11 protein-coding genes are annotated in these 15,102 nt (G+C 45.2%); 8 read left to right on the top strand and 3 right to left on the bottom strand.

Annotated elements, in window-relative coordinates:
- Window position 1: 1 nt before the first annotated feature.
- The 3 genes from EYS00_RS01315 (at window position 2) to EYS00_RS01305 (ending at window position 3,860) form a co-directional block, all read left to right on the top strand.
- Window positions 2–1,501, top strand: coding sequence for a tryptophan halogenase family protein (locus EYS00_RS01315; protein ID WP_130634768.1), 1,500 nt, complete (start codon window positions 2–4; stop codon window positions 1,499–1,501).
- The gene (locus EYS00_RS01310; protein WP_130634767.1) at window positions 1,491–2,999 is read left to right on the top strand and encodes a tryptophan halogenase family protein; all 1,509 of its coding nucleotides are present in this window, start codon (window positions 1,491–1,493) and stop codon (window positions 2,997–2,999) included. Before EYS00_RS01315 ends, EYS00_RS01310 begins: the two co-directional genes overlap by 11 nt.
- Before the next feature lie 177 nt (window positions 3,000–3,176).
- Window positions 3,177–3,860 (top strand): hypothetical protein, encoded by a 684-nt coding sequence (locus tag EYS00_RS01305; protein ID WP_130634766.1) that lies wholly within the window; start codon window positions 3,177–3,179, stop codon window positions 3,858–3,860.
- Here EYS00_RS01305 and ppiC read toward each other — a convergent pair.
- Window positions 3,857–4,135 carry a peptidylprolyl isomerase PpiC gene (gene ppiC, locus EYS00_RS01300; RefSeq protein WP_130634765.1) on the bottom strand — a complete coding sequence of 93 codons (279 nt, stop codon included), beginning with the start codon at window positions 4,133–4,135 and terminating at the stop codon, window positions 3,857–3,859. The two genes, EYS00_RS01305 and ppiC, sit on opposite strands and share 4 nt — an antisense overlap.
- Before the next feature lie 178 nt (window positions 4,136–4,313).
- Between ppiC and EYS00_RS01295 the strand changes: the two genes are divergently transcribed.
- The 5 genes from EYS00_RS01295 (at window position 4,314) to EYS00_RS01275 (ending at window position 10,434) form a co-directional block, all read left to right on the top strand.
- Complete coding sequence (locus tag EYS00_RS01295) at window positions 4,314–5,009, top strand: FadR/GntR family transcriptional regulator (protein WP_130634764.1); 696 nt, start codon at window positions 4,314–4,316, stop codon at window positions 5,007–5,009.
- 136 nt (window positions 5,010–5,145) lie between these two features.
- Entirely contained in the window at window positions 5,146–6,312 is a 1,167-nt protein-coding gene (gene uxuA / locus EYS00_RS01290; protein ID WP_307723726.1) for a mannonate dehydratase, read from the top strand.
- 16 nt (window positions 6,313–6,328) lie between these two features.
- On the top strand, window positions 6,329–7,735 hold the full coding sequence (gene uxaC / locus EYS00_RS01285) for a glucuronate isomerase (RefSeq protein ID WP_130634762.1): 1,407 nt from the start codon (window positions 6,329–6,331) through the stop codon (window positions 7,733–7,735).
- Between the two features lie 2 nt (window positions 7,736–7,737).
- Complete coding sequence (locus EYS00_RS01280; RefSeq protein ID WP_130634761.1) at window positions 7,738–9,213, top strand: mannitol dehydrogenase family protein; 1,476 nt, start codon at window positions 7,738–7,740, stop codon at window positions 9,211–9,213.
- A 120-nt stretch (window positions 9,214–9,333) separates the two neighbouring features.
- Window positions 9,334–10,434: an alginate lyase family protein gene (locus EYS00_RS01275; protein ID WP_130634760.1), complete on the top strand. Its 1,101-nt coding sequence runs from the start codon at window positions 9,334–9,336 to the stop codon at window positions 10,432–10,434.
- A 38-nt stretch (window positions 10,435–10,472) separates the two neighbouring features.
- Here EYS00_RS01275 and EYS00_RS01270 read toward each other — a convergent pair whose 3' ends face one another.
- Window positions 10,473–11,879, bottom strand: a complete 1,407-nt coding sequence (locus EYS00_RS01270; protein WP_242618609.1) for a BNR repeat-containing protein — start codon at window positions 11,877–11,879, stop codon at window positions 10,473–10,475.
- 86 nt (window positions 11,880–11,965) lie between these two features.
- Window positions 11,966–14,998, bottom strand: coding sequence for a TonB-dependent receptor (locus tag EYS00_RS01265; protein WP_130634759.1), 3,033 nt, complete (start codon window positions 14,996–14,998; stop codon window positions 11,966–11,968).
- Window positions 14,999–15,102 lie beyond the last annotated feature (104 nt).

Genomic DNA, 15,102 nt, shown 5'->3' with positions numbered 1-15,102 from the left:
TATGACGAAAAACACCATAAAAACATTTGTCATTGTGGGCGGAGGTACAGCAGGTTGGATGACAGCAGCTGCACTCTCGCGCATGCTGCAACCAGAGCATGTTAGCGTCACATTAGTTGAATCTGACGCCATTGGAACCGTTGGTGTTGGCGAAGCAACTATTCCCGATATTGCTAATTTCAACAAAATGCTAGGGATCCAAGAAGCTGACTTTCTGAAAGCCACCAGTGGTACTTTTAAGCTGGGTATCGAGTTCTCCAACTGGGGGAAATTGGGAGACAAGTACTTCCATCCCTTTGGGACACACGGTGTGGACATGAATGGCATTGACTTTCATCAGTATTGGCTGCATTCCTTGTCTGACTCGAACCACCCGCCGCTAGAGTCTTACAGCATGTGCGCTGTTGCAGCCAAACAAGCAAAATTCAGCTTCCCCAGTAGTAACCCCCGAGCAGTGACATCATCTATACGATACGCCTACCATTTTGATGCGATTAAGTACGCCACCTTCCTTCGGGAATATGCTCAACAAAGAGGAGTGAATCGCGTTGAAGGCACCATTCGACAGGTATCAACCAACCCTAAAACAGGCAACATTGACGCCCTAGAGTTAGAAAGTGGCCAACGGATTACAGCAGATTTTTTCTTTGATTGCTCTGGCTTACGCGCATTACTTATTGATAAAACGCTGGGTGTTCAATACAAAGACTGGTCTCATTGGCTACCGTGTAATAGCGCTCAAGCTATACCCACTGAGCGTACTGAACCTTTATTGCCTTTCACCAAAGCCATTGCCCAAAAAGCCGGTTGGCAGTGGCGTATTCCCACTCAACATCGTACAGGTAATGGTCATATATATAGCCGAGACTTTCTTGATGACGAGGAAGCCACACAGATATTGCTTGATAATGTAGATGCTAAACCTATCGGCGAGCCTCGCACTATTCGTTTTACAACCGGATGTAGAGACCAGTTTTGGTATAAAAACTGTGTGGCTATTGGGCTTTCCGGAGGTTTTTTAGAGCCATTGGAGTCCACATCCATCTACCTTATTCAGCAAGGTATTAGTCGATTCATGTCGCTGTTTCCTAGCCTTAACGCCAGTGAAGTCATTATTGATGAATACAACCGCTTGATGTGTCGCGAGTTTGAACAGGTAAGAGACTTTATTATTCTGCACTACAAGGCAACTGAAAGAGATGACAGTGAGTTCTGGCGCTATTGCAGTGCCATGACAATCCCTGACACGCTACAACACAAAATCGATCTGTTTAAAGCAGGAGGGCGAGTATTCAGAGACGACAATGAATTGTTTACCCGTCCCAGCTGGATAGCCGTCATGCTCGGCCAAAATATCTATCCAGACAATTATGATCCCATGTTGGCGAATATTCCTCGCTCAGATATACAACGAAGCCTCAACTCTATGTCGGTATCTATGACCGCAGCGGTTGAAAAGATGAAAACTCACGCTGAATTTATTAAACAATATGCAAAGTAACGACATTAAGAACATAGTGATAGTAGGCGGTGGCACCGCCGGTTGGATGGCCGCTGCGGCACTTTCTAAATTGCTTTATGCAGACGATATCAATATTAGATTGATCGAATCAGAAGCCATTGGCACCGTAGGCGTCGGTGAAGCCACCATTCCGCATATTTTGTATTTCAATCGCCTTCTTGGGCTGGATGAGAACGACTTTATCCGTCAAACCAATGCGACCTTTAAACTCGGAATCGAGTTTGTTGACTGGGGCAAACTCGGCGACAGCTATATTCATCCGTTTGGCCCCTATGGATTCGATATGGAAGGCATGCATTTTCACCATTTATGGCTTAGGCAGCATAAACAAGGCAAGGCCAAGCCAATAGATGAATTCAATTTGCAAATTCTGGCGGCAAAAGCGGGCAAGTTTATGCGGGATAAGCCAGACATGAAGGGCTCTCCGTTAAGCACCATTGCGTACGCTTTCCAGTTTGACGCCGCCCTATACGTTAAGTTTTTGCGCAATGTAGCCGAGAAAAGGGGCGTCATCCGCAAAGAGGGCAAAATCACTCATGCATCTGTAAATAGTGACAATGGGCATGTTTCCTCCGTACATCTAGAAAATGGTGAAGTGATATCGGGTGATTTGTTCATTGATTGCTCGGGGTTCGACGGACTCCTAATAGAAAAAACACTGAAGACTGGTTACGACGATTGGTCTCATTACTTGCCGTGCAATAGCGCAGTGACACGGTTGAGCGAACGGCTAGATGATTTACCACCATACACCCGTGCCACAGCAAAAACGGCGGGTTGGCAATGGCGCATTCCATTGCAGTCTCGTACTGGCAATGGCTATGTATTCTCTAACCAATTTATCAGCGACGAAGAGGCACTCACTACCCTAAATGCAGGGCTGGACAAAGCACCCACTTCAGACCCACGCTATTTAAGATTTACCACTGGGATTCGTAAACAGGTATGGAATAAAAACGTCGTGTCACTCGGGTTATCCGCAGGTTTTCTGGAACCCTTAGAGTCCACCTCTATTCATCTTATTCAAACTGCTATTGCTCGTTTGATGACAAATTTCCCAGACAAATCTTTCAATCAACCGGATATCGACTATTACAATGCGCGCACTAGATTGGAATATGAACAGATTAGGGATTTTCTGATTTTGCACTATAAAGCCACAACGCGCGATGACAGTGAGTTTTGGCGCTACTGTAAAGATATGGCAATCCCCGCTTCATTGGAGCAAAGAATAGCTATCTACAAAGAGAATGCCCGACTGTACCGACACGATAATGAACTTTTTAATCATGTCAGTTGGTTTGCCGTTTTTCACGGGCAAGGGATTATTCCTAAAGCTTATAATCCGATTGCTAACCAACTACCTGTCTACGAATTAGATAAACGATTAGAGGAAATACATAAGGTGACCAGTAAGTGTTTAGACCACATGCCAGATCACCAATCATATCTCTCTCGAATAATTGCTGAAAGCTAAACACGTTTAAGAGAGTAACCCAGAGCGTGCATTCACATTCAAACACAATGTGAATGCACCGACAAACATCAGCATAGTTTTCATCACCAATCCTTAGTATTCTTGCCGAGTAGCTGAATAAGCCGAATGTCGGAATCAGTCTTTAATAAATCTACACTTTCAAATTTAAGAGTACACATGCGCCTATTGTTCTGCTGTCTATGTTTGTTGTTTTCCAGTCAAAGTCTGGCGATGAATGCCGGAAGGTACTACTACATCATTGCCGACCAATGTGAAGCACGCGGGCCCAATGACCCTGAAGCGCTGGACAAAGTAACCCCCGATGTTTTGCTATTCGACGTTATTCCTGCTGGGATCAGCGACTATTACGTGAATATGAACACAGATGCACTGAGCGATTACACCCAAGATGGCGTGGACTATCTTTCTGGGCTAGAGTCAGAACAAGCCTATACCGTTGGCAGAGATACTGATGGGGTATATCACAGCTTTATGCTACAGCGCGAAGCAATAAACCGCACAACACTGGTAGATTTGCTGGCGAGTTTTTCTCAGCGCCAATCTGATAAGGGATATTTTTATCGTAAGCTGTTAACACTCGACCCCGCAGTCAATCGCTTCAAAGCCGTATCAAGTGTGAAGCTTGTCGAAGATACCCAATTACCTAGCGCACTGCTACTTACCGAATACACCACCAAATACTACCTATTTGATAGCGCTGGCAATGCAGAGCAAGAACCCTATATTGAAATTAACCACTTAGCGTCGATAAAGCGTGGATTGCACCAGCCTAGAGATCCCTTCTACCCATTGATGGCCAATGGCTTATGCGGAAAGGAGTGGAAACCCGTTCAAGATTAATTGCGGTACAAAGTTTTAATGAGGTGATAGCCAAAGCGGGTTTTAACTGGCCCGTGAACAGTGAGAATTTCTTTTTTAAAAACAACGTCGTCAAAGGCTTTAACCATTTGACCTCGTCGAAATTCGCCTAGGTCGCCACCTTTCTTACCCGACGGACACAACGAGTGGCGCTTAGCCAAGGTGCCGAAGTTCTTACCCTTTTGTAATTGGATAAGTATTTCTTTTGCCTCTTTTTCAGTTTTCACCAAAATGTGTAGTGCTGCTGCCGTTGCCATGATCTTCTCTACCTCATTGAATTATTCCAATTATATCCCACTTGCGACGCTGTTGAGATGTTTTTACCTCCTTTAATGTCCAAGCGATAAATGTAAACCGCAATTTTGGCCTTGCCATCTACCGATGCAATTTCTATCCTATCCCCACCAATAGATCCTGCTAATCATAGGAAAAGCCGTGCAGTTAGAAATTGTTAAAACACAACGTTTGTACTTAAAAGTGGCAGAGCAAATCACCCGTTTGGTTAACGACGGGGAAATAAAGCCCGGCGAAAAACTTCCCTCTGAGCGTTTACTTGCTGAAAAACTCGGCGTTAGCCGCCCAACAATACGCGAATCGATGATTGCATTAGAAATTGCAGGTATTGTCGAGATTAGAACGGGTTCCGGAATTTATATTACCGATCAAAAACCGGCACTTTCCATTCAAGATGGTGGTGTTGGACCTTATGAAATTCTCGACGCTCGTTATGTAGTGGAGTCAGAGGCCTGCGCCATGGCCGCCAAGCTGATAACACCCGACGAACTAATGGAACTACAACGAGTAATAGAAGATATGGAAGAGGAAGAGAAACGGGCGGATGCGTCTGAGCGAGCTGATATGAACTTCCACTTGATTATTGCCAAAGCTACTCAAAATTCGGCTATCTATGCCATGGTCAAATGGTTGTGGGAACTACGAAATCAATCACATCTTAGCCAAGTATTTATGGAGCGACTACGTAAAGAAGGGATACACCCCTCTATTCGCGAACACAAACGTATTGTCACCGCATTAGCGAAGCAGGATCCAGAACGGGCAAGAGAAGCAATGAAACTTCACATCGAGGCTGCCACAGAAGCAGCGACTACCTATTTTGACGGAATGTCATAGTAGGTAGGCTACGATAAAAAACCATAAAACCAATCAAAAATAATCATATTATTGTAAATTTCATCGATAATGTGCTTTAATCAATCAAGCGGCCTTACCAATTTAAGGCCGATGATGATTTATTGCACAAGGTAAAATGATGAAAGAGACTTGGCGTTGGTTTGGTCCCAACGATTCAATTACGTTAGACAAAATAGTTCAAGCCGGTGCCACTGGCATAGTAACAGCCCTTCACCATGTACCCACTGGCGAGTGTTGGTCATACGACGACATTTGCACTATAAAACAACAAATAGAAGATGCTGGATTAACCTGGTCTGTGGTGGAAAGTGTTCCTGTTCACAACGACATCAAAACTCGGACAGGTAACTATAAAACCTACATTCAAAATTATAAGCAATCTCTCATCAACCTTGGTAAAGCAGGCATCGAATTCGTGTGTTACAACTTCATGCCTGTTGTCGACTGGACACGCACGAACCTCAATTACAAACTCGACAACAAAAGCTATGCGCTGCGTTTTGAGATGAGTGATTTCATCGCCTATGACGTTTTTATGTTGCAACGTGAAAACGCTACCGATGATTACACCACTGAACAACTCACCAAAGCCAAAGAGACCTTCGACCGTCTATCAGAAGAAGAGCGACAACTGCTCGAAGAAAATATTATTGCTGGTCTCCCGGGCGGTGAAGGGTCATATGATAGAGGCTCGATCAAAAAAGCGATTGGTGAATTTATTACTCTTGGAACCGAGGGCTTACGCGCTAATCTTAATGCGTTCCTTGCTGAGGTCATTCCTGTCGCAGCGCAAAGTGGGGTGAAAATGTGTATCCACCCTGATGATCCTCCCTTCTCTTTGTTCGGACTACCTCGAGTGGTGTCTACCCAAGATGATGCGCGACGAATACTCGAAGCCGTGCCTAGCCCATCGAATGGTCTCACTTTATGTGCTGGGTCTTATGGTGCTAGATGTGACAACAACTTAGTAGATATGGCGAATGAATTCGCTGACCGTATCTATTTTGTACACTTGCGTAACGTTATTCGCGAAGCTGACGGTTCCTTTTATGAATCCGAACACTTAGACGGCGACAACGATATGGTCGGTCTTATTGGTGCACTACTAGACGCCGAAAAACGCACAGGTAACCAAATCCCAATGCGCCCAGACCATGGTCATTTGATGGCCGACGAAATTGGCGCTGACGGCGTGAAACCCGGTTATTCTTATATGGGACGACTTAAAGGGTTAGCTGAACTAAGAGGCGTCATCCACGCCTACTCTGCACTAAAACAATAACAGAGGTGTGAACACTATGAGCCATGCGTACTTACATCCTGATCGCTTGTTTCCCAGCGAAACCAAAGCCCGAGAAATAGCCCGTACTTTGTATGGTCAAGTGAAAGACTTACCTATCATTAGCCCTCACGGTCACACCGACCCGAGTTGGTTTGCCCAGAACGAAAATTTCAGCTGCCCGTCGAGTTTGCTTATTCAACCAGATCATTATGTGTTTCGCATGCTCTACAGCCAAGGTATCTCGCTCGAGTCACTGGGTATAGGTAGAAAATCACTCACCGTCGAACAGTCAAAGCAAATATGGTCGCTGTTCGCCAAACACTATTATCTATTCAGAGGTACTCCCAGTAAATTATGGCTAGATTATGTGTTCGCTGATGTATTCAATATTAGTGAACCACTATCAGAGCAAACCGCTGACCATTACTATAACGTCATAAACTCTGCATTAAAGTCTGAAGCTTTTAAACCTAGAGCACTATTTGACCGGTTTAACATAGAAGTACTTGCCACCACCGAGCAACCGCTCGATACACTTGAACACCATCAAACTATTAAGCAAAGCAGTTGGCAGGGAAAGGTGGTGACTACCTTTAGACCCGACAATTTAACCAATCCAGAACATCCTTTATTTACTGAGAGCGTTACCAAGCTTGAATCAATGACAGGCATGGACATCAGTGATTTCGAAGGCTTTCTTGCTGCCATAAAGTTACGAAGGGCATTTTTTAAATCTCAAGGTGCAACAGCCACTGACCACAGCCACCCAACGGCATTTACTGCAGATTTAAGTGACACAGAAAAACAGGCACTGTATCTCAAAGTTCGGGCAGGAAATTACACCCCAGAAGAAGCCGAACTGTTCCGCGGCCAAATGATTACCGAAATGGTGGCAATGAGTCTTGATGATGGTTTAGTCATACAGCTGCACCATGGCTGCTATAGAAATCACAATGATTGGGTATTCGAAAACTATGGGCCCGACAAAGGGGCGGATCTTCCACTTGCTTGTGAATACATCGATGCACTGAAGCCAATGCTTAATAAGTATGGCAACAATCCCGACATTACGATTATCTTATTCACACTTGATGAGACAAGTTACAGCCGGGAGCTTGCTCCGCTAGCAGGGCACTATCCTGCACTTCGTTTGGGGCCTGCATGGTGGTTTCACGATAGTCCTGAAGGCATGAGACGCTTCAGGCAACAAACCCTAGAAACCGGTGGTTTTTATAACACCGTTGGCTTTAACGACGATACCCGCGCCTTTCTCTCTATTCCCGCTCGTCACGACCTGGCTCGCAGAATGGACTGTAGTTTTCTTGCTGAGTTAGTTGCTGATCACAGATTAACGATGAGCGAAGCTGAAGCACTTGCTTACGATTTGAGTTATCGACTAGCGAAAGAGGCGTATAAGTTTTGATTATGCCAGCGTTATTAAATAATGAGTTACTTAAAGAGCTTCCCCCTCATTTAAAAGGGCCATCTTATCGACCATCGGAACATGGTGCCTCGATTGTTCACTTAGGTATTGGCGCTTTTCACAAAGCGCACCAAGCTGTGTACACCGACGATTTACTAAGTGCATGTGGTGGTGATTGGCGTATCAATGCGGTGAGCTTGCGCAGTCCAACTGTGCGAGACCAGCTTGCCCCGCAAGACTATCTCTACACAGTCACCGAAAAGCATAATGGTAAGAGTGAACACCGTGTTATTGCCGCCATCAACAAGGTCTTAGTTGCACCAGAAAATCCTCTGTCGGTGATTGAATTACTCGCCGACATAAAAACTAAGGTGGTTACTTGCAGCATAACGGAAAAAGGCTACTGCCTTACTCCTAGCAACACGGTTCTCGATCTACGCCATCCAGACATCGTCCACGATATCAATAATTTGTCCTCACCGAAAACCATGGCTGGCTACGTTGTTGCCGCGTGTTTAATTCGTCGTCAACGAGGACTTCCGGGATTCACTTTCCTCAGCTGTGATAACTTGCCTGACAATGGTAAAACTGCGGGCTATGCCATATCTCAACTCGCCGAACGTATCGATAGCACATTGGCGGAATGGATAGCGCTGAATGTGAGTTTTTGTAACACCATGGTTGACCGTATTGTTCCTGCAGTTACCGATGCGGAAAAAACTCAGCTGCACGATGCTATGGGGTTTTGTGATGATGCTTTGGTGAGCTGTGAACCTTTCAGACAGTGGGTAATTGAAGATAATTTTATCGACGAAAAACCGCCATGGCATTTAGTTGGAGCACAGTTTGTTGCTGATGTGTCCGACTACGAAAAGATGAAGCTAAGGCTACTTAATGGCAGTCATTCCGCGCTGGCGTATATGGGTAAGCTACTCGACCATGATTATATTTATCAAGCGATTCAAGATGAGGATTTGTCTGTATTTGTCGATACATTAATGGAAGATATAGCATCAACACTGCCCGCCATTGAAGGTGTCGATTTTGATAAATATCAGTTGTCTATCAAAACCCGATTCGCCAATACAGATATTCCCTATACAACACAACAAGTGGCTACCGACGGCTCCAAAAAGCTGCCGCAGCGAATTTTACAGCCTCTATTAGAGTGCATTAACAAAGGCCGGATCTCTAAACCTTTGTGTCTAGTTATTGCCGCTTGGATCCATTATCTCAAGGGAAGTACTAATACGGGTAAAGCCATCACCATAAACGACCCACTCTCTGCTCCATTAAACACATTAGTGGACAAGTACCGCTACTCATCAATGGCACTAGTAAAGAATTTAGGTAGTCAAACTGGGGTATTTCCTGACGAACTCATGTCAAATCAGGAATTTCTAGCGCTAGTCAGTCGCTATGTATACACCCTAGACGAACTGCCACTTAGGCAACTCATTGTAGAAATTAACCAATAATGAAAAAGTTACTCATTCTTTTACTCACCCTCTGCACGCCTGTATTAGCTGCACCATTGATTCTTACTGATAAAGCGGCGCTGGAACAGGTTAAAAAAAACCATACGCACTGAGCCACATTTGCAAAACGCCCTCAGTGAGTTGATAGCCTCGGCAGACAGAGACTTAGCCATGCCATTGTTGTCGGTTACTCAAAGCGCCCCTTTGCTACCCGACGGGAATGCCCACGACTATTACAGCGTTGGCCCCTATTGGTGGCCTAACCCTGAAACGTCGAATGGATTACCATGGATAAAGCGTGACGGTGTGCGCAACTATACCTATCGAGGTGAAACCTCTGACAACAAGATGTTTTATCGTCTCGCTGATGCCAGCATGCGGCTATCACTCGCCTATTACTACACTGGCGAGTCACGGTACGCTGAAAAGGTTGAGCAACTCATTCATTACTGGTTTATCAATGAAGACACAGCAATGTCACCTCACCTAAACTTTGGGCAAGGTGTTCCCGGTGTGGCTAATGGTAGACCTTACGGTATCATTGAATTTCGCCATTTGCTGGCCATTCTCGATAGCGTTACTTTAATAAGTAACACAACAAACAAGCGCTTTGATGACAGTCTTAATGCCTGGATGAGCGACTTTTTAACCTGGTTGCTTGAAAGCCCATTGGGGCAGGAAGAAGCCAACCAACACAATAATCATGGCACGTATCACGATACGCTAGTGGCTGGCATTGGCGTGTACCTGAGCAAATCAGACGTTGTAATGCTGGCCATTGAACGCAACAAGGCCCGAATTGTTAGCCAAATCAAGGTTAATGGAGAGCAACCACACGAACTATCTAGAACTCGCCCATTTCACTACAGTGCATTTAACTTACTTGCCTTTAGTCAACTAGCGGCGCTTGCGACGCATTTTGAAGAAGATCTGTGGCGCTACCCTAGTGATGACGACAGCCGTCTCATCTCGGCCATAAACTACCTTCTTGCTAACAGCGACAATAAAGCCTTGTGGAAAGGCAGCGCTGAACAAGAGATAGATATGAGTCACCTTGTGACACCGCTCATGCGTTTAAAAGGCCTGAATAAAACTAACGTTGAGCCACTGCTTGAACACAAGTCAAGTCAAGCGAATCTGCTGTTTTGTGGGTTGTTCTTTGATGCTCATTCACTCGTCCCAAATACCGAAGTTGAACAAACATTTGACTGTACCTTATAAATCAAAGGTACAGTCAGTCGTTCAAGTGAATGCCCGTATTACTCTGTCTCGTGTAGCAGCAGTACGCTTGGCTTAGAGATAACACTGTGTGCTCTGTCTCTGTTGCCGGGTTGACTAAACCAAGAGAGATAAAACTCAGTTCCATCTGGCTGAAGATCTCCACGACCTTTAAATACCTGATGCTCTAGTGGTAACTGAGCGGTACGAATGACTTCTTGGTTAGCGCGTTCAGTGACAGGCGTAATTGCTGAGGGGTAGAGTGAAGTTTTAGAAACTTCAAGGGTTGCAAGCGTCTCTCCCGACACAACAAAGCGAAGTATATCGTCGTTCTTTCGCACCAATACATGCAAAGTACCATCATCTTGTAACTGGGGTGGATAAGGTTTTATTGGAAAGCGACCCAGTGAGCCACCACCACCAAATTCCCAGCGAAAATCCTGCCATTCGCTCATTTGCACAGTGTTCCACCCACCCGCTTCTCTTCGAGCCAAATACATTTGGGTATTACCCTTGTCATCGTACTTGTGGTAGCTAATGACAGGGCGATTAACCCCATCAAAACCGAGTTTAATATTGCCATTAATCATTCCCTCGCCGGGCTTCACTGGATCCACGATTTCGGTTGTTGCGTGGGTAAGAGGTAAAGCAATCGGTTGACCACTGGAATCTTCCCAGTTAACGAGATCTTCACTGCGCGCATACGACAAGCTGTGATTAGTCGCCGCGTTTGGTGTATTTCGCCACACCCAAATAAGATGAAATCTGCCATCGGGCCCCAAAGTAGGGCCTTCAAAGTACCCACTCATGAGTCCTTCACCGTCGAGAAAATTGTTTTCGTGTAGTCTTGCCCATGCTTTGGTTTCAGTATCGTAAATATTATAAATTTCGCTGCCGTTGCCACTGCCACCGTCTCGATATTTAACGAGCAGCTGTTTATCTTTATTGAGCATAAAAATTGGATAAGTCATACGCTGCTCTAGCGATGGGTCCACCATGATGTCAACCCGCTCTAGGGAACGAACACTATAGGGCTTGCGTGTACGGAAGTATTCCAATGCATCACCGTGCATGTTCCCGATGAGGTGAAGGTGACCTTTTGCATCTACTTCCATGGTGACATAGTTGTGGCTATCCCAGCCCAGCCAGCTGTCGACTTTATAGTAACGCCATGGTTTACCCAACATCCGTTCTGCAACGGTCATTTGGCGGTTGGCATCAAAGTACGCTACGTATTGATAGTTACCACGAGTGAGCAAGTCCGGCTTAATACGATGACCTGACCACACATTGTCCACCGCTATGGATTTAATTGAAGAAGTGTTGTCTTCGGCACTGACCTTAGACGCTGTGAACAAGAAAGAAATAAAAAAAGAGAAAGCGTATAAACCACACTTTTTGACGACAAATGCAGGGGTTTTATCATAAGTATGTTGCCCTTTTAACAACGCGAAAAACTCCGACCTTTCAGACGGAGTTTCCAGTTAAAGTTAACTAGGCACACACTAAGTGCCTAGTCGTAGTGATACAGGTTTTACAACTTACCAGTAATACCGATAGTGACTCGGCGGTCGGTAAGGTTTTGCTCACACAAAAGCGCGCCTTCGTTGAAACACCAACGAGTACGGTCTTCGCGAGTAAGGTTCACACCTTCAATACCCACGGTGTACTGATCGTTAATTTCATAGCTCAGGCTCATATTAAGCTGACCACGCGCACCCACAATTGGTGGAATGTTAAAACGCATACGGCTTAACTCTTCAGAGAATGCATCTCTCCAGGTGTAGCGCAAACGGGCACTAAACCCATACTTGTCATAAAACACAGTGAAGTTGTAAGCATTTTCAGACAGTTTATTTAACGTAATACGCTGAGTAACCACATCATCAGCCAGCGTTGGGGTGCTGTTGTCGGTATCCGTTCTTCCTAAGATCTGGTTGATGGGTGCAGAGGCAAAACGGAACTCATCCAACGCCTCGCCTGACTCTTGGTAGGTATAGTTTGCGATAATACCAAAGCCTGACGCCCAACCTAACGAGTCTTCAAACTCATTGAGGTCGTATTGCAACGCCACTTCAACACCTGACTGAGTTTCAGTACCGTCAGCATTGATGTTGGTACTTACCGGTACACAAATACCAAAGGTATCAGTGCGGCTAGAGAATACATTGTAGTTCTCGGGTGGAACGTTCGGGTTAAAGATACCGCCGCCTTCACAAGGGTCTGTAACGTCACGCTCGATCTGTCCTGTTGGGCCGATTGGCTCGTCTGGCTCTTCGCGCACTTGAGTAATCAGGTCGGTTCTTTCTTTGTGGAAGAACCCAATACTCACCATACTTGAAGGTGTGAAGTAGTATTCAAGTGACAGGTCATACGACCAAATTTGTTCTGGCTGTAGCGCAGGGTTACCAATATTTACAGTTGCAGAGGCACCTGCACCAAATGTTGCAGAAGTGGAGAGATCTTCAAAGTTCGGACGACGAATATCTTTACCCACACCCAAGCGAAGAATAACGTCTTCAGCTACTTCTGCATTCACGTTTAGTCGAGGTAATACAAAATCATAGTCGCTGGTTTCGGTGGTAATTACCGTTTGACCATTAACTTCCTGAGCACCTACAGAAGTAATATCTGTGGCGACATAGCGCACACCAAGATTACCGCTGACAAAAATATCGCCAAATTCAGCTTCGTAGTCACCTTGGACATACAAGGCTGTAGTCTCTTCTTCAATATCAAAGAACGACGATACGTTCACGACTTGCTCAGACAGCAACTCGTTCACATCAGAACCACGTAGCGCATTGTTCGCCACAATAGCGTCATTGATTGAGTTTATGACAGACTGAGGACTATTGAACGACAATTCTGGGTCAACAATAAGGTAGTCTGAAATAAATAAAGTACGATTATCCCCACCGTTAAAGTTGTTTGGTCCGGCCACAATGATGTCGCTAAACAAATCTGCTCGCGGTCTATCCCAGTTACCAAAACTATTCGATGCAGAAGAGCGGTCAAGAGAGTTTTCGATGCGACTCCAACGAAGGCCCGCATTAAGCTGGGTGAAGAAGGGAACGTCTTCAAGGTAGTACTCAATATCAGTGCGAGCTGCAAGCTCACTTCCTTCTCGCTGTGTTAGGCCTTGCCCGACCGAACGCAATGCATAATTGGCAGGGTCAAGTAGTTGTCCAGTGGTTGGTGTCTCGGGTAAACCTTGAGCAATGCCAAACTCAAAGGTGTTGTTTGATATATTGAATATTGCCGGTGTACCATTGTCATTACGCGTATCAGGACCGACTTGCGGACCATTAGGATTAATGAAATCTAGCGTGGTGTTCAATGACGTATTGTCGGTTTCTGAGCCTGAGTAAGCGAGTTCTGCCGTTAACTTGTAGCTCTCTCTTTGCCATTCTGTACCCAACGCAAACACTGTACTTACAGTTTCACGAGCACCAGTATTGTTAGACGCACGTAGGTTCGGGTCAATAACACTGCCGTCATCGCTTACGCCAACACCCAAAATACCACTAGTGACTACTTGCACTTCACCTAGATTTAATCGACCAAACTCACCATCAACACTGCCCAAATTCACGGTCTCAAAGCCAGTGTTTGTAGTGTTATTAATAACGGGGTTACCACCAGTACCAGAGAACAGGGTTCTCGCACCGCGGTTAGCTTCTTGTTGATCATTGATCGTGGCGTCGAAATAGAACTTTAAGTCTTCGGTCGGTTCCAACTCGAATGATGCTGTAAGGTTTTTAGTTTCGTAAGAACGTTTCTGAAAAGGCTGGTCGAGAAATTGCGTACGCAAAAATGGAAATGCTTCTGCGCTGTTTAAACCAGAATCAGGCATGACCACACGGTCTCGGTCAAAGCGAGGTTCTGCTGACGCCACTTCCTGCTCAGCATAGCTACCCGTGATTACAACACCTAGTTTACCTGCATCCGTTTGCCAATTGTCACCGAATGTTCCCGATATACGCGGTGTGGTTTCGTCTGCGAGGTTGCTATTTTCAGCTTGTACGCGGAACTGCATTAACGTGTCTTTTAAGCTGTTACCACGAAGCGTTTTTAGATTAATTGTACCGCCCACAGAACCTTCAATGGTTCTTGCCGTTGGCGCTTTGGTCACTTCTAGTGATGAAATAAGCGCTGCGGGAATATCTTGGAAGCTTATCCCAGTTCTTCCTGCACCTGATCCTACCGTAGAAACACCATTAATTTCGATTCGGTTCGCGTCGGTACCACGTATTTGAACGCCAGTACCCACACCACTTGTTCTATCAATTTGCACGCCTGTGACGTTTTCAAGCACTTCAGCCAAGTTTTGGTCAGGCAGCTTACCAATATCTTCTGCTTGAATAACCTCTTTAATATTCGAAGCGCCGCGTTTTTCGTTGAGTGCGCTGATGAGTGCACTTCTGATCCCCGAAACCTCAATAATCTCTACGGTATCATCTGAATCCGCGCTATCTGCTTGTTCTTGCGCGATTACTGGCACTGATGCCAGTGCACAAGCAATAGAGACTGCAATGGTCGTTCTATTGAAATAGTGACTTTTCATTATGTTGCTCCCAAGTGTGCGTACGTGTGTCATGTGTTCATAATTCGCAAACATAATGTAAATACAATTTGCATAATTAACAAGCATAATTAACAAAAAGTTTT

The sequence above is a fragment of the Alteromonas sp. KUL49 genome, assembly GCF_006538345.1.
Lineage (GTDB): Bacteria > Pseudomonadota > Gammaproteobacteria > Enterobacterales > Alteromonadaceae > Alteromonas.
This window is presented reverse-complemented; position numbering and strand designations above follow the sequence as displayed.